18 protein-coding genes are annotated in these 22,748 nt (G+C 56.4%); 9 read left to right on the top strand and 9 right to left on the bottom strand.

Annotated features, from left to right (window positions below; genetic code table 11):
* The first annotated feature begins 6 nt into the window (after positions 1-6).
* Genes D0Y96_RS00750 through D0Y96_RS00740 form a run of 3 tightly spaced genes read left to right on the top strand, consistent with a single transcriptional unit; the run spans position 7 to position 6,510 of the window.
* On the top strand, positions 7-2,643 hold the full coding sequence (locus D0Y96_RS00750; protein WP_252263360.1) for an ABC transporter permease: 2,637 nt from the start codon (positions 7-9) through the stop codon (positions 2,641-2,643).
* A 22-nt stretch (positions 2,644-2,665) separates the two neighbouring features.
* Positions 2,666-5,350, top strand: a complete 2,685-nt coding sequence (locus tag D0Y96_RS00745) for an ABC transporter permease (RefSeq protein ID WP_117297277.1) — start codon at positions 2,666-2,668, stop codon at positions 5,348-5,350.
* A gap of 20 nt (positions 5,351-5,370) precedes the next feature.
* Positions 5,371-6,510, top strand: coding sequence for a S41 family peptidase (locus D0Y96_RS00740; protein WP_117297275.1), 1,140 nt, complete (start codon positions 5,371-5,373; stop codon positions 6,508-6,510).
* Positions 6,511-6,713: 203 nt separating this feature from the next.
* On the opposite strand, the gene D0Y96_RS00735 is transcribed toward D0Y96_RS00740, so the two are convergent.
* The 3 genes from D0Y96_RS00735 to D0Y96_RS00725 form a co-directional block, all read right to left on the bottom strand.
* Positions 6,714-8,309: a ParB/RepB/Spo0J family partition protein gene (locus tag D0Y96_RS00735; protein WP_117297273.1), complete on the bottom strand. Its 1,596-nt coding sequence runs from the start codon at positions 8,307-8,309 to the stop codon at positions 6,714-6,716.
* An 80-nt stretch (positions 8,310-8,389) separates the two neighbouring features.
* Complete coding sequence (locus tag D0Y96_RS00730) at positions 8,390-8,803, bottom strand: DUF6908 domain-containing protein (protein ID WP_117297271.1); 414 nt, start codon at positions 8,801-8,803, stop codon at positions 8,390-8,392.
* Positions 8,800-9,708 carry an ArdC family protein gene (locus D0Y96_RS00725; RefSeq protein WP_117297269.1) on the bottom strand — a complete coding sequence of 303 codons (909 nt, stop codon included), beginning with the start codon at positions 9,706-9,708 and terminating at the stop codon, positions 8,800-8,802. Before D0Y96_RS00725 ends, D0Y96_RS00730 begins: the two co-directional genes overlap by 4 nt.
* A gap of 1,063 nt (positions 9,709-10,771) precedes the next feature.
* On the opposite strand from D0Y96_RS00725, the gene D0Y96_RS00720 reads away from it, so the two are divergent.
* The 5 genes from D0Y96_RS00720 to D0Y96_RS00700 all read left to right on the top strand — a co-directional run bounded on the left by D0Y96_RS00720 (position 10,772) and on the right by D0Y96_RS00700 (position 14,274).
* On the top strand, positions 10,772-11,416 hold the full coding sequence (locus D0Y96_RS00720) for an HD-GYP domain-containing protein (protein WP_350448934.1): 645 nt from the start codon (positions 10,772-10,774) through the stop codon (positions 11,414-11,416).
* Positions 11,417-11,419: 3 nt separating this feature from the next.
* A complete protein-coding gene (locus D0Y96_RS00715) occupies positions 11,420-11,710 on the top strand; it encodes a KH domain-containing protein (RefSeq protein ID WP_199480143.1) in 291 nt (96 codons plus the stop codon).
* A 296-nt stretch (positions 11,711-12,006) separates the two neighbouring features.
* Positions 12,007-13,074, top strand: coding sequence for a hypothetical protein (locus tag D0Y96_RS00710; protein ID WP_147324875.1), 1,068 nt, complete (start codon positions 12,007-12,009; stop codon positions 13,072-13,074).
* A 10-nt stretch (positions 13,075-13,084) separates the two neighbouring features.
* Complete coding sequence (locus D0Y96_RS00705; protein ID WP_117297262.1) at positions 13,085-13,741, top strand: hypothetical protein; 657 nt, start codon at positions 13,085-13,087, stop codon at positions 13,739-13,741.
* A gap of 35 nt (positions 13,742-13,776) precedes the next feature.
* Complete coding sequence (locus D0Y96_RS00700; RefSeq protein WP_117297260.1) at positions 13,777-14,274, top strand: DinB family protein; 498 nt, start codon at positions 13,777-13,779, stop codon at positions 14,272-14,274.
* A 46-nt stretch (positions 14,275-14,320) separates the two neighbouring features.
* Here D0Y96_RS00700 and D0Y96_RS00695 read toward each other — a convergent pair whose 3' ends face one another.
* Together D0Y96_RS00695 and D0Y96_RS00690 are read right to left on the bottom strand one after the other, a co-directional pair.
* The gene (locus tag D0Y96_RS00695) at positions 14,321-15,064 is read right to left on the bottom strand and encodes an AAA family ATPase (RefSeq protein WP_117297258.1); all 744 of its coding nucleotides are present in this window, start codon (positions 15,062-15,064) and stop codon (positions 14,321-14,323) included.
* A 728-nt stretch (positions 15,065-15,792) separates the two neighbouring features.
* Positions 15,793-16,176 (bottom strand): hypothetical protein, encoded by a 384-nt coding sequence (locus tag D0Y96_RS00690; protein WP_117297254.1) that lies wholly within the window; start codon positions 16,174-16,176, stop codon positions 15,793-15,795.
* Between the two features lie 261 nt (positions 16,177-16,437).
* Between D0Y96_RS00690 and D0Y96_RS00685 the strand changes: the two genes are divergently transcribed.
* Positions 16,438-17,028 carry a DUF5710 domain-containing protein gene (locus D0Y96_RS00685; RefSeq protein ID WP_147324874.1) on the top strand — a complete coding sequence of 197 codons (591 nt, stop codon included), beginning with the start codon at positions 16,438-16,440 and terminating at the stop codon, positions 17,026-17,028.
* Between the two features lie 39 nt (positions 17,029-17,067).
* On the opposite strand, the gene mobF is transcribed toward D0Y96_RS00685, so the two are convergent.
* From mobF to D0Y96_RS00665, 4 genes are all read right to left on the bottom strand, one after another.
* Positions 17,068-19,815 carry a MobF family relaxase gene (mobF, locus tag D0Y96_RS00680; RefSeq protein ID WP_117297252.1) on the bottom strand — a complete coding sequence of 916 codons (2,748 nt, stop codon included), beginning with the start codon at positions 19,813-19,815 and terminating at the stop codon, positions 17,068-17,070.
* A 9-nt stretch (positions 19,816-19,824) separates the two neighbouring features.
* Complete coding sequence (locus tag D0Y96_RS00675; protein WP_117297250.1) at positions 19,825-21,828, bottom strand: type IV secretion system DNA-binding domain-containing protein; 2,004 nt, start codon at positions 21,826-21,828, stop codon at positions 19,825-19,827.
* Positions 21,829-21,832: 4 nt separating this feature from the next.
* Positions 21,833-22,210 (bottom strand): hypothetical protein, encoded by a 378-nt coding sequence (locus D0Y96_RS00670; RefSeq protein ID WP_117297248.1) that lies wholly within the window; start codon positions 22,208-22,210, stop codon positions 21,833-21,835.
* A gap of 200 nt (positions 22,211-22,410) precedes the next feature.
* Positions 22,411-22,737 (bottom strand): hypothetical protein, encoded by a 327-nt coding sequence (locus D0Y96_RS00665; RefSeq protein ID WP_117297246.1) that lies wholly within the window; start codon positions 22,735-22,737, stop codon positions 22,411-22,413.
* Positions 22,738-22,748: the final 11 nt, after the last annotated feature.

The raw sequence follows: 22,748 nt of genomic DNA, 5'->3' as shown, positions 1-22,748 counted from the left end.
CATTGAATGTCGTTGTTAAACCGCGTCTCGAATCTTTTCCGTCGCGCAAGACTTGCGCAGGAAATCGACGATGAACTGCAATCGCATATTGAGATGCGGATGTCGGATAACCTCGCGTCGGGGATGCCGCCGGATCAGGCGCGCCGGGACGCATTGCTCCGTTTCGGAAACCCCACGCTGACCAAGGAACGAGTGGCGGCTTCGGATGCCGCGCTCACATTGGAGTCTTTCTGGATGGATTTACGGTACGCTTTTCGCCGATTGGCAAAAGCGCCCGGATTCTCCATCACTGCGGTTCTGACACTCGCCCTTGGCATCGGCGCAACGACTGCCATATTTAGCTGTGCATATGCGCTGCTGCTCAGATCGCTGCCCTTCCGGCAGGCAGATCGCATCGTCACAATCAACGAGACACATCCACAGGTCGCGGGTGGGGGAGAGGTTACCTTTCCGGATTACACGGATTGGCGCTCGCAGCAGTCCAGCTTTGAGCAGATGGCCGGATACTCCATAGTCAGTCCTGAAACCGTGTCGCTGGTTTGGGACGGGCACGCCGAACAGGTCCATAGGGTTCTCGCATCCAGTAATTTCTTTTCGCTTCTTGGCATCACCCCATCTCTGGGACGGACCTTTGTGGAGCAGGACGATACACCGAGAGCGAACCATGTTGCCGTTATCAGCGCTGAAGCCTGGCAACGCTATTTCGGCGCGGACAAAAGCATCATTGGCCGCACAGTCGATCTGAATGACGTGAGCTACATCATCGTTGGAGTGCTCCCCGCTGGAAGTGCCTACCCGGCGACAGGCGATTTCTGGATGCCTCTTTCTCTGATGGATAAGGAATCGCAGGCATCTCGGGTTTGGCACACGGTCAATGTTCTAGGCCGTCTGAAACCCGGAGTTGACTTAGGACAGGCCCGTGCCGATATGGCAACCATCTCAGCACGGTTGTCACAGAGCTATCCGGCGACGAACCGAAATGTCGGCGTACTTCTCACTCCACTGCGAGAGCAGCTCGTAGGCTCGCTGCGCCCGGCGCTATTGAGCCTGATGGGATGCGTCGTGCTGGTTCTGCTCATCGCCTGTGTCAACGTGGCGAATCTCCTTTTAGTCAGGGCTTCCGCGCATCGGAGAGAGACCGCCGTTAGGCAGGCGCTCGGAGCAAGCCGTCTCCGGCTGCTCACACAATACCTTGCTGAAACCCTTCTTCTTTGCTTGTTTGGAGGTCTTCTCGGGACAATGTTTGCCGAGTTGATTCTCCCACTGCTGCGAACCGCCTTCGCCCATGTCACAGGCGCAGACCCATCGTTGGTCCAATCAATCCGTCTCGATCTGCCGGTTTTACTCGTAGCGCTCAGTGTTTGCCTCTTCACTGCGATCTTTTTCGGATTGCTGCCGATGTTTCATTCGCCCCGGAGATTGTCCGAGGCATTGCGCTCCGGCGACCGTGGCAGCAGCGGCACACAGAGTTGGAGAAGAGGCGCTTTGGTGTCGGCGGAGGTAGCAATCGCCATTGTCGTGCTGTTCTTAGGGTCGCTGTTGGTTCGCAGCTTCCAGAAGCTCATTCAAATCGATCCCGGTTTCCGCACCGACCATCTGCTCAGCCTTGAAATCACCTTACCCCAGCCGCGTTATCAGGACCAGACGACGGCGACCAATCATTTTTATGAGGCGCTTATTGATAAGCTGCAAAGGTCGCCCGGCATCACCTCGGTTGGAACTACGAATGCCGTGCCCCTCAACGCTTCTCATTCCATGACCCGCTTTCTCATAGCGGGCGCAGCACCCTTAGCTCCTGGGGCATTCCCATTCGCGCAAATCCGTTTTGTCAGCCCTGATTTCTTCCGCACGATGGGACTTGGCCTTGTACAGGGCAGGACGTTTGAGCAGAAAGACATTGAGAACAATGCCAGCTTGTTCGTGGTCAACCAAGCGTTTGATGAACGCTACCTTTCTGGCAGAGACCCGTTGACATCAAGCATCCTGCTCGGCGTTCTCAGTCCTCACCCTGATAAGGTTCCGGTGATTGGCGTCGTCTCGAATGCACGAGATTTGGGTGTGGAAACAGATGCAGAGCCCGAACTGTATCTTCCGGGCTTCGGGACTCACGCCGTGATCCTCCTTCGCACCAATATCGATCCAGACAGCATTGCGGGCGACGTTCGCAATGCCGTTCGTCAGCTCGATCCGAATCAGCCCATCTACCACGTCCAGACTATCGACGAGGTACTCTCCGACTCCTTGGCAAGGCAAAAGGTGACCGCTGTGTTATTGGGCATCTTTGCGCTGCTCGCTTTGACGCTCGCCTCTATCGGTATTTATGGAGTGATCGCGTATTCGGTCGAACAGCGGACACGGGAAATCGGAGTACGGATGGCCGTAGGAGCGAATCGGACAAATATTGTGCTGCTCGTGTTGCGCGAGGTAACGACCTTGACGGCCATCGGAATTCTCGCCGGACTCGCCGGTGCTCTCGTGTGCGCACATTTTCTAAGCACGCTGCTGTACCACGTTAGCAATGTCGATCCTCTATCGATCGGTGCTTCGGTCGTGACTTTATTGATTGTCGGGATGTTGGCTGCTGTCGTGCCTGCTGCCCAAGCATCCACGATAAATCCCACTGAAGCTCTGCGATCTGAGTAACGCTACCCATGTGAGGTAACCAATGTCGATCTTTCGCCGTATCTCGAATCTCTTCTCTCGCGGGAACCTGGAGCGGGAGATACAGGACGAATTGCGCTCCCACCTCGACATGCGCACAGAGGAAAATATCTCGGCGGGGATGACTCTTGAACAGGCTCGCCGCGATGCACTTCTACGGTTTGGCAACCCGGCAGTAATGCAGGAGAAGATTGTTGCCGAAGATGCTGCTCTGACCTTGGAGAGCTTCTTCGCGGACGTCCGCTATGCACTTCGTCAACTTCTGCGAAATCGAGGATTCGCTGCCGTTGCCATCTTGACGCTTTCCCTCGGCATCGGAGCGACAACCGGTATCTTCTCGATCCTGAATGCCTGGATCATTCAACCGCTGCCGCTGAAGAACCCGCAACAGCTCGTCATTTTCTGGCGTGCAGCGGCGGATGTCCCAAATGAACCGGCGTACTACTTCAGTTGGCGCGACTACCTGTACTTCCGTGAACGCAGCCATTCCTTCCAGTCTTTAGGCGCTTCGTTCGAGCGAGGATATACATTGACCGGAAGCGGTGAACCCGCGAGCCTGCATGGAGGAATCGCCAGCAATAGTCTCTTCAACACGCTTGGAGTTACGGCCTTTCGGGGGCGGCTCTTTCTGGACGATGACAATACTGGTCCGCCTGTCGCGGTGATTAGCTACGCTCTGTGGACGCAACGATTCCATCAGTCCATGTCCGTGTTGGGCGAGTCGTTGACGCTCAATGAGAAGCCATTCAAAGTCGTCGGCATCCTCCCGCCCGGCTTCTCCTACCGCGTTCTCGACCAGCCGCATGATATTGATGTGTGGACGTTGATCCAAGCGGGAGACCCACAGTACAAACAGGATTCGGTGACCGCCGTTGCCATCATCGGACGGCTCAATCAAGGTGTCACTATCGCGCAGGCCAAACCGGAAATCGCTCTGCTACAGGCCGAAAATGATCGGCACTATCCAGACATTCCGAAATCGACTGCCTATCTCTCAAGCCTGCAACAAGACAATACCCGCGAAGTTCGAGCATCACTTCTCGTCCTTGGCGGAGCTGTGGGATTGCTACTTCTGATCGCTTGCACCAACACCGCCAGTCTCATCGTTGGCAGAAATATACAACGAGAAAAAGAGTTCGCCATTCGTGCGGCTCTTGGATCGAGCGCCCGTCGTCTTCTCATCCAGTTACTCGTGGAAAACCTGGTCCTCTACGGAATCAGCGGCGCTCTGGGACTATTGATCGCCTTTGCTTCGGTGCGGGGCTTTGTCGCCTGGAATCCGTTTGGATCGCTTCCAGCGCAGCCAATCACCGTCAGCCTGCCGGTTCTGGCTGTAGCCGCGCTCCTCACAGTGGCGTCCGGCCTGATCTTCGGAGCCTACCCGGCGTTTCGGGCGTCACGGCTCAATGTCAATCAGGCGTTACGGTCGAGCAGCTCTGGAGCATCTGCCGCCACCGGAAAATTGCGCTCGCGGAACATCATTGTGCTGACGCAGATTGCCCTCTCCGTAATCCTCTTGATCGGCGCTTCATTGTTGCTGACGACCTTCCTTCGGCTAAATTCTCAGCCTCTTGGGTTCAATCCCGCCGATACCCACGTCATCAACCTTGCCTTGCCGCACAAGCGGTACAGTTCAGACACGCAGCTCACCCAATTTGCGGATCGCTTATCCGAGCGCCTTAGAGCCCTGCCCGGCGTGGATTCTGTGGGGATGAGCTACTTCCTTCGCCTGTCGGACGCCGGAACCGACCCATTTCAAATCGAGAGCCGCGCCGATCTCACGGCAGAGCATCTGCCACAAGCAACTCCAATCACCGTAGGACCGGGATATTTCCAAGCGATGGGAATTGCGACGGTCGCAGGCCGGGATTTTGCGGACTCCGACGTGCAGGCGACGCGCCCGGTCGCCGTTATCAACGAAGAAGCCGTGCAGCGATATTTCGCGGGCAAGAACCCGATTGGCGAGCACATCCGCATCGGAGACCCGAAAGACCCCGAAACGCAGAAAAACCCGTGGCTCGAAGTGGTTGGCATCGTGGCCAGCACAAAGTCCACTCGTTACAACCAGATTGCGTGGGAGTCCCGCCCGGAGGTTTACACGGACTACCAACAGCAACAGATTCACCAGTATTTTGCGAATTCCGACTACACCACCATGTTCTTTGTTGTACGCACACAACCGGGCGTAGCACTCGGGGATGCCGCCATACAGAAAACGATCTGGAGCCAAGATCCCAATTTGCCGGTAGGCGCGGTCAAATCTCTTGGAGAGATGGTCGCGGGACTCCAGACACAACCGCGAATCCGCGCGCGGCTCCTAACCGTGTTCGCAGGGCTGACGTTGCTGCTTGCTGCTATCGGTATCTACGGCGTCATGGCTCAGTCTGTAGCGCAAAGGTATCGGGAAATCGGGATTCGCATGGCATTGGGAGCTGACCGTCAGAGCGTCCTCGCGCTGGTACTCAAGCAAGGCATCACGTTGACCCTCGCGGGCGTAGTTCTCGGGACGGTACTCGGCTTAATCGCCGTTCGATTCATGAAGACCCTTCTTTACGGAGTCACGTCCACCAATCCAGCAACCTATGTCGGAGTCGCCGCTGTCGTTTGTCTCGTCGCCTTGGTAGCCAGCTTCCTTCCGGCGCGACGAGCAGCTTCCATCAATCCAGTGCGTTCGCTACGCACAGAGTAGTGCCGCTGAAAGGAACGTGTATGTGGATCAATTTGGTTTTGGCATCGGCCTTGATGCAGCCTCCTTCGACCGGAACGGCCAACCTATCGACAAAGGTTGTCGATGCTATCGACCAGAATTATCTCTTTGCCGATACCGCTTCCTGGCAGCGCCTTCGCGCCGATCTTGTGCGTGATCCCAATCCCACGGTTTCTTCGATGGATCAACAATTAGCGAGACTCGGTGATGGAGACCTCCGCATCGTCACATCAGAACAAATGAACGCAATGCAAGCGGAGACTGCGGGCAGCGAACGCGGAATCGGATTAGTGGATTTCGCAGTCACCATTGATCCGGCGACCGGCGAAGCTAAGATTGTCACCCCTCTCGTGACCTCCCCAGCGTTCAAGGCCGGATTACGGCCAGGAGATGTGATTGTAAGCATCAACGGAAGAGCCACACGCGGATTGATCCATGAGGACGTGATGGCGATGCTTCGGGGAAATTCCGGCAAGGTCGATCTAACGATTCGGCGCGATAAGAGAGAGATTAGCGTGCAAGTAGCGAAACAGACTTGGACCGAAAAAGCCGTCGAGTCGCGCACCTTTGTAGCAGACAAGCAACCGTTGGGATATATCGGTGTGCTGCTCTTTACATCGGATTCAGGAAAACAGGTACGTCAGGCCGTCAATGCTCTGGAGGCCCATGGAATCGAAAAGTGCATCGTTGATTTGCGCAACAATCCTGGGGGCTATCTGGACGCGATGGCGGTGGCTGGAAGCGCCTTCACGAATCACACGCTCGGATGGAAGGTGAGACGCGATGGTACGAAAGAGCCGATACATGCGTCAGACACGCCGTTCAAAGCCATGCAACTCGTCGTTCTCATCAACGAGGGCACGGCCAGCGCTGCCGAGATACTCGCCGCTGGCCTGCACGATACGACCGGCGCTCGCCTCATCGGGGCAAAAACCTATGGGCGAGGACAAATTCAAACCTATGTCGCTTTGAACGAGAACGCGGGCATTGTGATTCCAGCAGCGAGCGCGGAGAGCGCAAAATCGGTTCGTTTCAACAAAGGGAGTGGACTCACACCGGACTTCGCCGTTTCCTCCCGCGTAGAAGATGAGGCCAAAGGCTCGGCTTACCAAAGGGCGATTGCATTGCTGACACATCCTTAGTGCTTGCTTCGATGACCAGTCGTTCTCAAATGTCCGAGAAGGGACAGAATGCAAAGAGGAGGAACTTGACTCTTTGCCGCGCAGCCGGCGAGCGGAGGCCGGTAGCGGGAAATGGGTCCAGGGAGAAACCGAAGCGGGTTCTTCCTGGCGGCCAAAAAGGACGAAGGACGGCGCCAGCGCCGCCCCTCGATACCCCGAGTCGTTCAGGCCGCTTTCTTGGCCTTTGGTGTGGGCTTCGTTTCGGGCTTGGATTCTTTCTTCGCCTTGGCCTTGGCTGCAAACTCCTGCTTCACCTTCTGGCCGATGGCTTCGGTGTCTACCTTGTACAGCGTAGCGGCGTCCTTGAGGACACTCGTTCCGTTATGACGGGATGCAACTAGAAGGATCGTCGCCTCGACCATAAGCCGGGACAACGTACCTTCATCGGCGCGGCGCATGAAGGCCAGCAGCGTTTTCGTAATGCCTCCCTCATCGCGCTTTTGCCGGATGCCATGCTGCCGTGCCAGTGTCTCGATGCGCGGCTCATCCAAGATGCTGACCAACTTTTCCAGCACGAAGAAAAGATCGCGTTTGAGCAACCGAACCGGAACGGCGGCACCGATGGCAGAGAGGACACGCAACCCTGTCGCATTGGCTATGGCTTGGTCGCGGCGCTGCTTCTCCTGCTCGGCCTTCCACTTCGCCTCATCCCGTCCGCTGGTTTGCTTGGGATGATGCACAGGGCAGTTCATGTTCGCGCACACCTTATGGATGGTGCCAACATCGCTGCCCTCGGTGATGATGGCCTCTGTGGTGTACTTGCACTGTTTGAACTCGGGACGCTTCGCCTCGTCGTTGGACTTGGGGCGGTCGTCTCGAATGGCGATGTACTTGTTGCGCGGCAGGACGGGATTCCCTTCCTGTTGCACACCATACGCGGTGCTGATCTGTACAAGCTCCGGTTTCGCAGCGATGGTCTTGGCGACGTGCGCCTCTACCTTGGCCTGATAGCAGATCGGGTCGGTGCATTGGTCGCCCTGTTTGCCGAGGTCATCGCCAAACAACAGCTTGTTATGGCCGGTACGCTTGGGGCAATCGGCACAACTGCCAGCAGCAGGCACAAGCTGCGCATCGCGCTTGTTGAAGGGCGCATCCTTGAGGATGAGGAGAACGTTCGTCGCAATCCAAAACTGAAGATTGCGGACAGGCAGGAGGACGCGGGTAGGCTTCTCGCCTCCGTTGTAGACCTCTTTGAAGCAAGCCCTGAGAGCGTGTTCCTGCTGGTCGGCTGGCAGTTTCGCCAGCAAGATCGCATGTCCTACGCCGATGGCATCCGCATAGAAGGCTTCCACGGCAACGGGAGCAAGGTCAGACAGCTTGAGTCGCTGCGCCACGAATGCGGGAGTTTTGCCAACTTTCGCGGCGATCTGCTCAATGCTGTACTTGGGGTCTTCCAAGTCCAGCAAGGCGCGGAAGCCCTGCGCTTCCTCCATTGGGTGAATCTCGGAGCGAATTAAATTCTCAACCAATTGAGCCTCTAACGCAGCGGCGTCCGAAAGGTTGACGATTCGGACAGGTACTGTGGACTGTTCCGCGATCTGCGCGGCGCGGTAACGCCTCGCTCCTGCAATGATCTCGAAGCCGTTCTCGGTGACAGGCCGGACGAGCAAGGGCGAGAGAACGCCTTGGCTGCGGATGGACTCTGCCAACTCCTTCAAGGCAATTTCCTCAAAGGTGCGGCGCGGGTTAGTCTTCGACTCATTCAAGAGAGACAGCGAGACATTGCGGTATTCGGTGGCGTTGATAACTTGCGTTTCCATGATGGTGTGCTCCTTTCGAGCGGTTGAGGGATGATGGTCGGGGAGCGGCACAGGTGGGGCATCCGCTCCAAGAGAGCGGACTAGCCACGAATGCACTTGTCCGTGAAGGCATCTAGGAATCGCTGCGCGTTCAGGTTCTTGTCCCACAGCGCCGCGAAACGTTCGTGTTCGCGGTGAAGCTCGGTGTGAAAGGCGTACATGCCCTCGTGAATGAAGCGGCTCCACTGCTCGACTCCGGCGTAATCGTTGCGGTAGTAGAAAGCCGTCAGGTGCGGTCCTCCCGCCAAGCCAAGCTCGAAGCACATCTCCGGGTCGCGCATGGCATCGCCGTTCTGTTCGCCGTAGTGAGCGACAGAGACAGCCGGAAGTCCGCAGGGTCCGGACTCGTCCATCGCCTCGATGACAAGCTCCATGTACGGCGGGTTGTCGATCTTGAGGTACAGGCCGGGATGCCATCCCCCGGCCTTCCTGATAAGCTCCAGAACGGTTTTCATGCGGCCACCTCCGCAAGCTCGTCGGTGGTGGCGGTCGTCTCTTCCTCGTCGCTGGACTGCAACGCGGCAAGGATGACAGCGGAGGTCTGCTGGATGACTTCCAAGGATTCGGCCAGCAAGGATGCGTTGCCGTGGTACAGGTGGATGTAGTCAGCGGATGCGCTGCCTGTCTCCAGACCTACAGTTCTACCAATCACGAATGCGACGGCCTCGGCCTCGGTCTCACGCACTACCTTGGTCGTTGCCGTGCGCCGCTCGGCCTTGTGCAACATCTCGTGCGCCAGTTCATGCACTAAGGTGCTGAACTCTTCGGCCTCGGACTGACCGGGCAGGATGGCGATGCGTCCGCCGTAGCTCATGCCAAGTGCGGGCGCGATACGTTCGGTAAAGACAAGCTCAATGCCTTGCCGTTCGATGAATGAAACAAGACGGTCGCGGTTGTCGCCAACATCGCCGGAAATCTGGCGCATCGCTGGAAGCTCCGCGCCTTCGGTCTGCGACACATCGAAGACGTAGGCAGAACGAAAGCCAACCAATACGGGCTTGTTGATAGCGGCAAGGTCGCTGCTGGCTTTGGCTTCTTCGTCCTTCTTGCGGCGAATGCCGACGATGGGAGCAAGGATGCGGATACCTTTCTCGCCTTTCTTGACGGAGCGGCCAAGCTCTTTCCACTTCCAGAACCCGGCTACCTGTGTGGCGTCGGGCTTCTGTCGTGCGATTTCGAGGATGTTTCCAAAGCTGTAGTTATGAAAGCGGCTCATCGCGTTCAGATAAGCCGTGAGTGCGTCACTGTGTCCGGCCTCTAGCTGCTTGATGAGGGCTTGCACGTTGGCGGCGATTACTTCTTTCGCCGTCTTGGGCTGCTGCTGTTCGGTGTTGTGGCTGGTGCTGGCTGCGCTGTTCATGGTGGGTCTCTCCTTTGCGGTTGCTTTTGCTTTTCATGCCGTCGCGGCATGTACCTACATGCCGAACGCCTCCTGGCGAAGGCGGGGCGGCAAGGCGCAAGGGGAGCGGGTATCTCCCACCCGAGGCTTTTGCGAGGGCGCGGCTTTATCGCGTGATTTTTCGGAACGAAAAATTATGGGGAAACCCCTTGCGCCGCGCCAGGGCAGAGCCCTCAGCCAAGGTCTGGTTTCCTTATTCGTGCGCGTCAGCGCACATGATTTGCAGGGTCGCGTTGCGGCAGGAACAGGCCGCCGAGGTGGGAAGCGGAGAACGCGCCAGCGGTCGCAGCGCGGGCAGGAGACCTCCTCCCGCAAGAAAGCAGTTGGGGTCAGTTTTGAAGTCGACGAACTGTGGATTTGTAACTGGAGTATCTTTTAAGCACGAATCGCGATGCTCTTGCGCATATTCAATACGTTGGTCTTTGTCGTTGGAACATGCTGGGCAATGGTCTGGATTGCACGTCCTCCCGCTACGCATTTCACGCTGGGGGCGACAACGATCTGCCTATTCCAACTTGCGGTGTCGATCTTTTGTATGCAGTACCTTTGGCCTCATAAGGAAGCAGGGGAATTCGCAGTCCGTTTCCGTGAACGCCGACGCCAACGTTCGACTCGGAACGCTTCCTAGCTAATTCATTCTCTGAATTCAACAAGCCACCGAATAGCGAGTAAATCTCGCCGTGGATCGGCACGCACACCTGTTCTGTCTTCGCTACCGTCACCCGTTTCACCTGCGTTCAGGCATTGCCATACGGCGGCTTTTCAAGGGATGATGGAAGATGGGACGGGCACGCACCGTCCTGGGGTGTCGAAACCCCTTACCACAGACGCACGCTGCCGAGCGTGCTGAAGGAACTCCCTACGACCTTTTGCGGTCGGGGAGCCTGTGACGTATGTCCAGGCCCCTAAAGCTAAAGGTTACAGGAGCCGTGTGGTAACGGCTTTCGAACTCCCCGACCACGGGTTTTAGGGCAGATTTGCGGGGGCGCACCGCAAGATTTCTTCCCGCCCGCTCACAGAGGAGTTGAGATTGATCCCTCGTCACCACACTTCCGGTATACAAGCTCGTGTCCCTACTCTCGCTGAGCGCCTGAAGCTGCATGATCCACACTTGTACGCGCACAGTGTACGGGTGAGCGGCTTGACGGTGGCTTTCGCCGCTCATCTGGGGTTTTCGCCGCGTGACCAGAGGCTACTCGCACAGGCGGCCATGCTGCACGACGTTGGCAAGCTGCGGATTGCCGCATCGTTGCTGCAAAAGCCCACAGCACTCGACGAACAGGAATGGAAACTCATCCACGCGCATCCGGCGCTTGGCCGCTCTCTTCTCGAAGACGAAGGCATCACGGAATCCGTCGTACTCGACGTGGTGCAGAACCACCATGAACGGTTGGATGGTACAGGGTATCCCGCTGGTATCAGTGGAACACAGGTCTCCGAGGCCACGCGCGTCATTACGCTCTGCGATGTCTTCGCTGCCATGACCGAGACGCGCCATTATGGAAAGCCTTATACGTGGCAGGATGCGTTAGCACGCATGGCGACGAAACGAACTCGATTGGATCTGCAATTTCTGCATTACTTCGCTGGCATGGTTGCCGCGATGCACGCTCCAGGCTTGGGCCAGCGTTCCTCCGTTGTTGCCGGTCCATTGCATCACAAGAGGTGAACTATGACGGAAACAATACTGAAGCCGCAAGATGAAAGGATGTGCGCTCTCGTCATCGAAATTGCGAAGGCGCTTGTTGATGAAGATGAGGACGTGCGCGTGGACGTTTTGGTGGAACCAGAGACGACCACGCTCCAGCTTCACGTCGCTGAAGGCGACGTAGCGAAACTGATTGGAAGACACGGCCACACGGCACGTTCTCTGCGCACGATCATTTCCGCTGCCAGCATGAAATTGAAGCGCCGCTACGCGCTGGATATTGCCGGAGCGAAACCCTGGCACGAGGCGCAGTGAGCAGTCTGCCATGATGGTTTCCAATCAGTGTGAAGCCGCCGAACGCAGAGGATGCCGCACGCCTTTCTCGAGCACTGCATCGCGGAAATCCTGTTTTGGCCGTGCGAGGTGATAGACCTTAGCCGCCGTAAGGATTGCCTCTAGGCGAGTCGGATCTGGCGTCAAGTCGTCCTCACATCAACCATTACGTGGAACAAAGCCCTCATCCCTTTCGTACCTTCCACATGCGCTTCATGACTAGCCTCGCTTACGTGCTACTTATTCCGTGTTTCGACAACTGCCTCGCAGCTCAAGGAGTGACAGAATCTTCGATCAGACAGGACATCATTGCCCATGCCGTGCCTTTGAAGTCGAGTGGCGAGAATGTTCTTGTCAAAGAAGCGGAAGAGCATCAGTACGTCCTTCTTGGAGAGCTTCACGGTGAGACAGAGATTCCGCAACTATTGTCTGATTTGTGGCCGAGGCTTTGGAAAGCGAACTACCGTCACATTGCGGCGGAGGTGAGTCCGTGGGCAGCGACACATTTGGAGCGGCCAGCAACAGAGGACACAACTCCTGTTCCCGGCCTGTGGACCCGTCAGCAAGCCGCGGATATGCATCGCGTGGAAACCTCACAAGAGCCTGTTCTTTGGGGATGTGACATTGAAGAGATGCAGCCGGGCCAGCTCATCAGACAGATGGCCCTGCTGAATCCCGCAGATGCTGGCCTCCGTAACATGCAGGGGATCATCGCTCACGGCTACACTCGCAAACTTGCTCCGGAACTCTTACGAATAGCGAAATCAGACCATCCAGAACAAGACGCTCTGATAGGCGGGGCCTCCCTTTGGGAAAGCACTTTGAACACACTGGAGGTTGAAAGCCTTCGTTCCGACCCCCACACGCGATACGAAGCGTCGAACGAACGTGAGCGAGTCATGAAAGAGCTTTTCTTGCGGCATCGTGAACACGATCCACAGGGTAAAATTCTGCTTCGCTTTGGACGGAATCATCTGCATCGCGGTTTGGACGCACGCGGCATATCGACCCTTGGCAATTTTGTGGGCGAATGGGCACTTGCTCAAGGCCAGTCGGTGGTCAACGTAGGCGTGTTTGCTGCGGGTGGCAAGGAACATCTGGCCGGGCAGACATTCGAGGCCGACGAACGCCAGGATGAGTTGGCCTTCGCACTTCTTGCAAGCCTCTCAGGAAGTGAAGCCACGCTTTACGACCTCAAGCAGCTACGACCAACGCTGCATGCAATTGCAGAAGACAAACGAACACCCCTAGAGAAAAACCTGATTTATTGGGCTGATAGTTATGATTATTTGCTCTGCTATCCGAGCGTTTCACCGTTGCTGGATTCTTCTGCCGACCCACGCTAGAGGTCGTGCGATGAAGATGACACTCAAGATCAAGCAGTATGACCGCATTTCATTTGTTGAGTGCCCCCTCTTCATGGCACGCGCGACAGGTGAGGAGCGTAGCTTCTCCCTTGGAACCACGTGTGCAATTGTGATTTCGGGCGTCACGTCCGAAGGACACAAGAATGCCAGTGTTCTGTTGTCAAGAGCGCTGGGATGTTCTTACAATCGAAGAGGAAAGGTACACACAATGCCTATCTCCGCATGGAAACGCGCCGGTCTTTCTTTCGGATGTTGTCTCTTGCTGGTCGTCCTGATGAGCGGGCTCTTAGGGCCTCGCGGCAGTATTGATGTGGTGTACCGTGTCGCGCTGCTGTTCGTGCTTCCGCTCTGGCTCGTATTGCTCCCCGTTGCTATCAAGGTGAGAGATGCGAAAGGAATTCGTTTCCTGGGCATCATGGGATGGGGCACATTGGCAGGGCCGGTGGCGCTTCTGATTTTATTGCTTTTACAAATCCTGCATGATGGCAATTTCAGCAGGGTTTGGCAGGGAGACCCAACCGTACCCAGCACGGCGGTGTGGATAGGAATCGCGGCGGTGTGTAGCCTGTTCGTGAGTGTGATCTACGGAGTATCGCTGAAAGCCTGGGGCCATCTGGCTCGACAGGCGACGGCGGAAGTCGAATAGACCTTAAGAAGACTCCGGGGGCAGCGCGGGAGCGCATGATTACGATCAGCGGTAATGAGCTACAAGCATGGGTTGATGTCGTTTCCCAGCGATGGAAAGACTTCATCCGAGCACACCCACAAGTTCTGACGCTCCCCTGCGATATTCGCGAGACCCAGACTGTTGCTCAGTTGCTACAGCATATCGTGGCCGTGGAGCTTCGATATGCTCAACGCCTTGCAGGTGTCGAAGAAACTCCTTACGATTCCATCCCTTTCGATTCAGCCGAGTCGATCTACCACACGCACGATCAGGCAATGTCCGTTCTATCGGTCGTTGCAGATCGTGATGACAGTTTTTGGGACGAGTGGATACAGTTTGCGACGAGAAGCGCCGGAACGATGGAGCTTCCACGTCACACTGTCTTCGTGCATCTGTTCATGCATTCCGTCAGACACTATGCACAACTGGCAACGCTCGTGCGCCAGCACGGCTATCCCGTGGACTTCGCAATGGACTACATCATTATGCGGCCTAAGAACAGACCAGCATGATGTGCTCCTGGCGGCTCAAATTTGGAATCCTCGACATGGGTGCCCATCATTCACGCTCAGGGCGCTCATTGAACAACTCATTTAGAAACACCTCGGGGCGCGCAAGAAACCTGCTGACGACCTGATAGGGAGATGTCTCCTTATACCCAATCTCATGAATGGTTCCGTCGTCGAAGCTGAAAATTTGTGCGCCGGGATAAGCAAGCAGGATTGGAGAGTGCGACGCTATCAGGAATTGAATATCGTCATTTGCTTCCAAGCGGCTATGCAGGAGCGCCAGCATCGACAACTGTCTTTGTGGGGAAAGAGCTGCCTCCGGCTCGTCCAGGACGTAAAAGCCTTTTCGGCGAAACCGGTTCTCAAGGAGAGAAAGAAACGATTCTCCATGCGACTGCTCGTGCAGGCTGCGACCGCCGTATCCATCTTGGATGCCGAGCTGGTCTACCAATGTCGCTACGTTGAAGAAACTCTCAGCACGCAGATAAAACCCCTGTCCTGTTCGTGTCGTAAAGGAAATCCGCAATGCCTTCGAGAGCGGAGCTGTACTCTCAGAACTGCTGGATGTTGTCTGGTAAAAGTTGCGGCTTCCTCCCTCGCGACCAAACCCATAGTTGTCGGCAATGGCTTCGAGGAGCGTTGATTTTCCGGAGCCATTTTCTCCCACAAAGAAACAGATTCGTGAACGTATCTCTAACGTTTCGAGGGTACGGATCGTTGGAACCGTAAATGGATACGTGTTCCAGTCATTAATTCGCTCATGCAAGAGCCTGACAGAACGCAGCCGCATCATGTATTCACTGTGCCTCTTTGTCCCCTAAGAAGCAAATTTGAAAGCCGCTTGCCCCCTAAAAGCAATGATTAGCTGCTTCGGGTCTCGGAGGAGCGGCGGTTGAAGGCTCGTGCCAGTGTAGTTAGCGGAGCTGACTGGAACGAGACGAAATATTGCGATTCTGGATCGTATATCCGATGATGGAAATGGACACCATACCTGATGGCTATGGGAAGAAAGCCAGTAGGCGGTGCTTGGGAAGGGGCACTTGATGGCTTACTTGTTGATAATCGTCCTAGCGGCTGCCGCGCTCGGTCTATTCGTCACGGCATGGGTCATTGGAACTCCGCGGAATACTCCTGGCGACAATCCGTCCTTTGGAAGAGGTACAGCCGTTATTCTGCTGAGGATTCAAACCCTTCTAACCTTTCCTCTCATCCTTTTAGGCTCTCGGCTACCAGTCGATCCGACACAGTGGCATTCTCGACTAGATTTTTGGTCCCCCAGGATCGTATCCTACGCAGCCTTCCTCGGAGTGGTGCTGACAATTCCCGTTATTTTGATGTGGATCTGGTACGCGCAAGGCCGAAAGCGTGTGATTGGAATTACGGTCAGTGTTTTATGCGCCTTTCTCATACTGGGATTGGCTGTAATCAGCACTGCTACGGCATAACATGCTTTTGAAATCGGATGTACAGACCAACGGTGTTGCTTCTCCAAACCAAGACTCGATCAACGCTAGATCAGCATCATTGCACTAAACCATCCGACTTCAGGGCGAAGCCCATCGAAGCAAGAGCCTCTTCGGTAGTTTCACCCTTCGCAAGAAGCGCATAGCCTTGTTGCGCTTCCAGACTTATGGGTTCAGCGTCGGGATACACCAGCTCGGTCAGAGCGACCAAATCTGTCATCGGAACAGTGTCGATGCCAAGCTGAGGTGTGATGGTCGTGCTGGCTTCTGTCAATCGGACGGCTGCCTCGGAGTCCAAGAAGCCCAAGGAAACGAGAATATCCGCGACTTGTTCAATCGTCATGACAAACAGTTCCCAGGATTGCGGAGGACGGCTGTGTGGGACGATGGCCACTAAGCGGAATCTGACGAAGGCATCCGTGACCATAATCGTCGCTTTCATGTTCTTCCTTTCCGCACGGAGACTTACTCTGCCGCCAATCGACCAGATCGAAGGGCGCGCATGTTAAGCATGAGGTATAAGAACAACTCAACGCAATGCTTGCGCTGTCCTTGCCCGTCGAAGGACACTCTAAACTCAGGGTGGCGCGGGTCTCGGTGAAAGGCATCGGGGCACGTGTCTTCGATGCTGGTGCAGTTAATATGTCTTCGCATGATTGCCACTGCTATAGAGGAATAAACTGAACATACGAAGGAGATGTCTATGGCAACGTCTCAGGAGCGAATAAACCTGATTGTTCCTTTTGCGCAGAAGGACAAAGCAAAGGCTTTAGGAGCCAAATGGGACGGGAATAGCAAGTGCTGGTGGATACCCGCCAATGTTGATACAGCTCCATTCGCACGATGGCGTCCGGCACAAAACAATGAGCAGCCCCTATATCAAGATCTCGTGCCTATAAATCGAGAAGAGCTGCTTGAACACCGAACTAGTGATTTGCTTGAGGTCGTGTTTGTTCCGTGGACGTGTTGGAAGTGCCAACAAACAACTCTCGCATTTCATGGATCGATAGAGCGGGCCATTTGTGCTACGCATCTCTTTTACCAGCCGCGAGTGCTTGAAGAACTGGAGAGAATTCGGAAAGAATTGGAACTCGCACGGTTCGGCTGTATCAAGCCACGCTTTTCTCGCACGGTCGGCTCAGCCTACGTTTCGCAGGGATGCAGACATTGCGATGCACTAATTGGAGAGTTTCCACTTTCCGAAGACTTCAGTGAAGTTCTTAGCACATTGGATTTGTCAACATATCGTTGTTGCAGAGTGCTGGATTGGTCGCTCCTCCTCGGGCAACAGTGAACTGATCGCCTGGGGATTAGCATCAAGGACAAGGACGGATTAGCCCAATGCTTGTGCTAGTCCCTGTCCCATTGCATTGCTCTGTGCATTGCCGAAGCTGATCGCCGCGCTCTTGCTTACGTCCTGGCTGAGTTTGCTCGCAAGCGAAGCGGCATCGTTGGTGTAAATCTGCGCATCGTGCGAGGCACGAGAGACTGACACATAGGCGAATCTGCTGGAAATCAGCTCGGGATGAACTTCGGTGTCCATGTTGACGATCACTCGTTCAGAAGTGAGTCCCTGTGAGCTATGCGAGGTGACGGCGTACCCATGATCCAGGTGTCTCATGCTATTCGCGTCGAAGCGCACCATCCTATCCTTTCCGCCGTCCATACGAACGCTGAACTTTCCGTCCTCGCCGATGTGCTGGATGGTGCCAAGGTCACGATTGGCAACCTGCAATTCTCTCGACGGGGCCGTGAATTGGATCTTGTCTCCAATCGCAAATTCGCGTTCGATCTCGCGGTAGGCAGCAACGCCGCGTAACCGTGACGGGTCATAGGTGACTTGCTGGCCGTCCGCCTTTCGCACGGTTACGAGGTTTTCAGACGCATTCGTCGTCACTACCTGAGCGTAGCTTCTAGGTTCGATGCCGTGCTCTTTGCTGCCGCGCACGTAATGGAGAACATCTCCGGTTTGATAGCGAGCGGCCCATTCGCGGTCAGCTCCCGTCATGTCGTTGCGCGGTGCAAGAACACGCATGGAATGATCTTTGCTGTCTACGACGCCAAGCGCCTGCAACTCCTGCCGAACGGCCTGATTGATGGAGCGGCGCGAAGCGTTATCGGGCGAAACAATAAGCGTATTTTCAGGATGGGCGGCGTACTCTTTGGCAATGGCCGCAATGCGCTGCTCTGGGTCAACGATTTCTGTAATTCGCCCCTGTTGGGCAAGCATCTCCACTCCAATTGCGGTTTCGTTATTGGACAGATGCTCAACAGCTCTCAGCAATTCGGGGTCTTTCTGGCGCATGATCTGGTCAAGCTGCGCCGTCCTCATTCCAGCTTCCTGCAACTGTTCGAAGGGCTTTCCGGCGTCCACTCCCTGATGCTGGCGCGTATCACCGATCAACAGCACCTTATCCTGCGGGCCAATCTTATTCAGGAAGTCGCGCATCTGCTGTGTCGATGCCAGGGAGGATTCATCGACCATATAGAGATGCTTTCTCGCGGGATCGCCGGCGGCCTGCAGGCCGCCGCCCGCGAGGAAGCGTTGCAACGTGTCCGCCTGGATACCAGCATCGCGGAGTTGCTTCGCGGCACGCGATGTTGGCGCGAATCCTACTACGGCGAAGCCGTTTTTCTCTGCTCCCTCACGAATGGTGGCCAGTACCGAAGTTTTGCCGCTGCCTGCCCGTCCCTGCAATCCCTGTACGCGGTCATAGGAAGTAAGCACCTCTTCGACAACCCGCTTCTGTGCGGCGTTGAAATGAGGACGTGAATCTACCAGCGGGACCGCGCTTTCAATCCCCGTGATCTGCGGTGCTTGGTTCTGTCCGTCCCGCACCTTCTGCACGATTTCATTTTCGGCCTTGATGGTGGCCGCGGTGGTGAACCTGCGCCCGGCTTTGGAGCCATCGTCGGTGATTTGCTTGAACTCGCCCGAGGCGATGCGAGACTCGAAGCTGGCGCGGACCTCCGGGTATGTCATCTCCCCCATGCCACGGCGTAGGGCGTCCACATAGAGGGCGCGCTCGTCTACGACGGCCTCACGCTCGAAGCCCTTATCGCGGGCGAAGGTCACAGCTTCGCGCACCTGCTGTTGACGTTCTTTGGCAGGTGCCTCTTGCATCTGTTCCTGTTTGCGCGCCCGCGCCTCGGCCACAACTCTATCGGCCTGGTTGCCGAACTCATCGGCAATCTGTTTGTGCGCTGCGAGGATCTGGTCGGGAGACAGGATGACTTTCTTGTCGCGGGTGTTGTGGGCGGCAATCTGCGCGGCTTCCGGCCCAGCAAACCCGCTGCGGGAGAGAGCTTCTTCAATCTGCTGGCGGCGCGGGCTGGATGCCTCAAGATACCCCGCTGTGTACCCACGGATATCGGGTGCTCCGCTCTTGCCAGGTTCAATCTCGTAGCCAAGTTCGCGCAACTTGTAGGTCAGATGAGATTGGTAGACGGCGGTGGCGAACTGCTGGCTCTCAAAGAGCGAGTGGGGTTGCAATGCTCGCATCTTTCCGTTGTCACGTTCGGTCATGTTGAAGATGACGACATGCGTGTGGAGCTGCGGCGCAGCGTAGCCATCGACCGGACGTGCTGTGTCATGCTCGAACTTCGCTGCCGCGAACTTTCCGGTCGTCTCGGCGGGATTGTTGCCTCCGATCCGGGCTTGCGTGTACTTCTCCAATTCATTCAAGGCAACGTTGACGGCTTCGCGGTGCGCTTCGCGCACGCGGTCATCACCACCGACAAGGGCGGTCAGGGAGATGGACTTGGGCGCGGAAAAAGTAGCATCCCACCCGGCGCGGTGTTCGACGGGAGAGAGCATCTCTCCCTGAGCATTACGGTACTCGTGGACGACGCGATGGGAGACCAACTGCTTGCCGGTCTCAGGATGTTGTCCCTCCGACAAGCGGGCAAACTCTTCCGCGCTTACGGCTCCCGATAAACCGAACTCAGAGGCCAGCTTTCCATGCCACTCACCCTGAATGGTGTCGCCTTGCTTCCAATAGTTCTGCTCGGCGGCGGTGAACTCCTTAGCGTGGTAAGTCTGCGCCTGTCCTGCCGAGAGCGGTTTCGAGATGTTGAGCATGGCGTCACCTCAACCGTGCGTAATCACGTTTTGTTCTTCATGGTCAGTAGGAACTGCTGAAAGCTCCGGCTGGATAGCTTCCGAAGCAACAGGCTCGTTCGGCTCAGGTGCCGGAGCCGGGGCCTCCGGCTCTTGCTTCAGTTCCGTCTCTGGCCTGCTGGAGCGTAGCGTTATGGGGTCGTAGGGCAGCTTGTCATCCTTACGCTCGCGCAGCTCGAAAGGCTTAGCGACCTCGGGCATGTCGAAGTATGGGAATGAGAAGTAGGTCACATAGTTTTGGTACTTCATGAAGGCGTGCAGGTCGGGCAGGCCGGAGATTTCCGACTCCAAGACAAGCGGCTCAACCTGCCGCTCGATGGTGAAGTTGTGACCTGCGCGGGTGCCGTCGAAGTGTGTCTCGCGCAGACGCTCGATCTCGACCTTGCCAATAAATTTCGAGACCCACTCGCCCGCGTTCGGCTCTTTTGTCGTGAGCCAAACACTGGTTGCGGGCTGCGACAACATGACCTCCGCCAGATGACCGTAGAGGTATTCCAGTTGGGCTTTGCCCTGGAAGCCAAGTACGACCGGATTCTGTCCCTTTCGTCCTTCGGTGATGGCTGTATGAAGCTGCGGTAATTTCTGCAAGCTGGCCAGCTCGTCAATCACGAACCAGACGCGCTTTTGGTCTTTAGTCGGCTCATTCAGGAGTCGCAGAACCAGCCAGTCAATCCACAGACTCTGCAATGGCCGGAGGGCTTCACGCTCAGCGGGAAGCGATGTAATGAAGACCCAGCCCTGTCGCTTCTCAGCCCATTCCGTGGCAGTCCACGCACCATTGCCTTCCTCTCTCTTGGGAAGCAGACGCAGGCTGTCCGCAACCAGGCCAAGAGAACCAAGTACACCGGCCCGCTGCTGGTGAGCACGCGGATCAATCAGGTGCGCGTGCTCCGTTCCTTTGAGCCTGCGGTCGATCTCATCAGGGTTCGACATCCACTGCACCAGCTCATCCGGCGTAGGCCCATAGGCCATGAGGAAGGCAAATATCTTCTGCGGCGACTCAATGAAGAACTCGCCCTTTCGGTCCTGCGGCGGCTGGAAGAGAGAGGCGGCCAGGGCCTTCGCCTCCGACCGGCTACGCAGTTCCTCGGCTGGTCCCCAATACGGGCAGCGTTTGTCTAAAGGATTGAGGATCACGTCGCCACGTGAGGGATCGTAGAACCGCTTCACGAACTCACGTGCCGGATCGTAAACGATGGCGGAATCACCCCGGCCTCGTACCTGCCGGAGTACCTGAAATAGCATCGCGGACTTGCCCGCGCCAGTGTCGCCGATGATCTGCATGTGCTGGGCCTCGGCTCTGGCCGGGATGCGCAGCATGTCCTTCATGTCATCGGTCTTGAAGCCGATTCCTTTACCCTTGACGAGGCGATTGAATGCCTGGGGAGTGAGGCGTTGCGGGCCTTTCAAACGGCGTCCGTACTTCAATGCTTTTTGCCGCTTCACGTCCAGCGTGACGGCAAACGGCAGCAGTACCAGGAACAGTCCTGCTCCGCAGAGCAGAGGCGGTTTCAGGATGGCGGACACATCGCGGCCTTCAAAGACGGCGGCCTTCAGGTACTCATGGAGCCGGGCATCTACATAGCTCCGTACCGGCCCGCGAAAGAGCAGGTCGTTGCCGCGCTGAAGTGCCGTCGTCGAGAGCGCCAGAGGGATGATGATGCGGCTACCCGGCTCCGGCGTCTTTCCATGTACGACATCCCCGTTCATCACCGGCCCCGGCTTCAGGCCGTGGCCGGTCAGAAAGAGCATCCTGTATTCGCTTCGATGCGTCCGGCTGAAGCTGCCAAAGACGGACGTGCGGGCATAGACCGGAGCATAGAACCATTGCAACGGTCTCGTGAACAACCGAACCCATCCGAACACAAACACCACCGTCAAAGTCAGTGCTAGGAAAATCGCGGCATAGGTATAGATGGGCCGATTCTGCGGCCAGATGATGGTTTCTTTGCGACCCCATGTTGTCTTTGGCATGGCCTTAGCCCCTTCCTTCGGCCAGGACTTTTCCGGCCATCTCGTGTTTTAGGTTGCTGATCTGGTCGAGCAATTTGTCGAAGGCTTCGAGCGACATACTCTGTCCTGCGGCCAGCGGTCGCAGGACATTCACGAGCAAGAGGCGCACGCCCAAAACTTCCGTCAGCGTGGGATTGCTGACGCCATTCTTAGCCTGCGTCCGGCTCAGCTCAGTCAGAATGAGATCCCGGATGAACTCGCCGGGCGTTTTGCCGATGTCCCTGCAATGCTTCTCAAGCGTTGCAAGCTCCTCTGCATTGAGCTTGGTTCCGGCAGTTTTGAGGCGATAGCCGGTGCGCTTGATGGCCTTTTCTGCGAGCTTCGTTTCATCCAGTAGAGCCATAGGAAATTCCTCAAGAAGTCAGAGCGCCCTGAAGCGCCCCAAGGCGCTCCAAAGCGCTCTGACCGTTGTAAGTTCTTTGTTTGCCGTAGGGCTTTCAGAGCGCCTTATAGCGCTCCAGCACGAACCTGTAAGGGGTGGAGTGTCGAAATACACCCGGTGCGCAGCACCGCTTTGGTACTGCCACGGATGTAGGTGGAGGATCATGCCTTCGATCCAGCCACAGATGCAGGTGTTTGGGACGCCGATGACGCAGCGGATACCGGCTTCTTCGGCGATACTTCCGCGCCATCATTGGCATTGCCACGGCGCACGCGAAGAGTCGGCGTAATCCGCTGTGCCTCGGGCGACTTCAGGTAGTCCTGAAAATCGCGGTCTTTGGCGAAGACATGCTTCAAGGCTTCCTCGACAACACTGTTCGCTTGGGCCTTGATGAACGCGGCATATTGATCGACCAACAAAGCCGTCGAATCGGTAAGCCGAATCGAGGCGCTGACGTGGCGGGTTTGGGTGACTTCTAGCAGTGGCATTGGGTTCTCCT

The sequence above is a fragment of the Paracidobacterium acidisoli genome, from assembly GCF_003428625.2.
Taxonomy (GTDB): domain Bacteria; phylum Acidobacteriota; class Terriglobia; order Terriglobales; family Acidobacteriaceae; genus Paracidobacterium; species Paracidobacterium acidisoli.
Note: the sequence above shows the minus strand (reverse complement) of the source record. Positions and strands in the feature narration are given on the sequence as shown.

What these genes read in the sequence shown, in the direction of transcription:
- D0Y96_RS00725 (WP_117297269.1), bottom strand. Translation starts at nt 9,708, where the DNA reads ATGAACAGCGCAGCCAGCACCAGCCACAACACCGAACAGCAGCAGCCC.
- D0Y96_RS00745 (WP_117297277.1), top strand. Translation starts at nt 2,666, where the DNA reads ATGTCGATCTTTCGCCGTATCTCGAATCTCTTCTCTCGCGGGAACCTG.
- D0Y96_RS00690 (WP_117297254.1), bottom strand. Translation starts at nt 16,176, where the DNA reads ATGAAAGCGACGATTATGGTCACGGATGCCTTCGTCAGATTCCGCTTA.
- D0Y96_RS00675 (WP_117297250.1), bottom strand. Translation starts at nt 21,828, where the DNA reads ATGCCAAAGACAACATGGGGTCGCAAAGAAACCATCATCTGGCCGCAG.
- D0Y96_RS00685 (WP_147324874.1), top strand. Translation starts at nt 16,438, where the DNA reads ATGGCAACGTCTCAGGAGCGAATAAACCTGATTGTTCCTTTTGCGCAG.
- D0Y96_RS00700 (WP_117297260.1), top strand. Translation starts at nt 13,777, where the DNA reads ATGATTACGATCAGCGGTAATGAGCTACAAGCATGGGTTGATGTCGTT.
- D0Y96_RS00740 (WP_117297275.1), top strand. Translation starts at nt 5,371, where the DNA reads ATGTGGATCAATTTGGTTTTGGCATCGGCCTTGATGCAGCCTCCTTCG.
- D0Y96_RS00735 (WP_117297273.1), bottom strand. Translation starts at nt 8,309, where the DNA reads ATGGAAACGCAAGTTATCAACGCCACCGAATACCGCAATGTCTCGCTG.
- D0Y96_RS00750 (WP_252263360.1), top strand. Translation starts at nt 7, where the DNA reads ATGTCGTTGTTAAACCGCGTCTCGAATCTTTTCCGTCGCGCAAGACTT.
- D0Y96_RS00670 (WP_117297248.1), bottom strand. Translation starts at nt 22,210, where the DNA reads ATGGCTCTACTGGATGAAACGAAGCTCGCAGAAAAGGCCATCAAGCGC.
- D0Y96_RS00730 (WP_117297271.1), bottom strand. Translation starts at nt 8,803, where the DNA reads ATGAAAACCGTTCTGGAGCTTATCAGGAAGGCCGGGGGATGGCATCCC.
- D0Y96_RS00695 (WP_117297258.1), bottom strand. Translation starts at nt 15,064, where the DNA reads ATGATGCGGCTGCGTTCTGTCAGGCTCTTGCATGAGCGAATTAATGAC.
- D0Y96_RS00705 (WP_117297262.1), top strand. Translation starts at nt 13,085, where the DNA reads ATGAAGATGACACTCAAGATCAAGCAGTATGACCGCATTTCATTTGTT.
- mobF (WP_117297252.1), bottom strand. Translation starts at nt 19,815, where the DNA reads ATGCTCAACATCTCGAAACCGCTCTCGGCAGGACAGGCGCAGACTTAC.
- D0Y96_RS00665 (WP_117297246.1), bottom strand. Translation starts at nt 22,737, where the DNA reads ATGCCACTGCTAGAAGTCACCCAAACCCGCCACGTCAGCGCCTCGATT.
- D0Y96_RS00715 (WP_199480143.1), top strand. Translation starts at nt 11,420, where the DNA reads ATGACGGAAACAATACTGAAGCCGCAAGATGAAAGGATGTGCGCTCTC.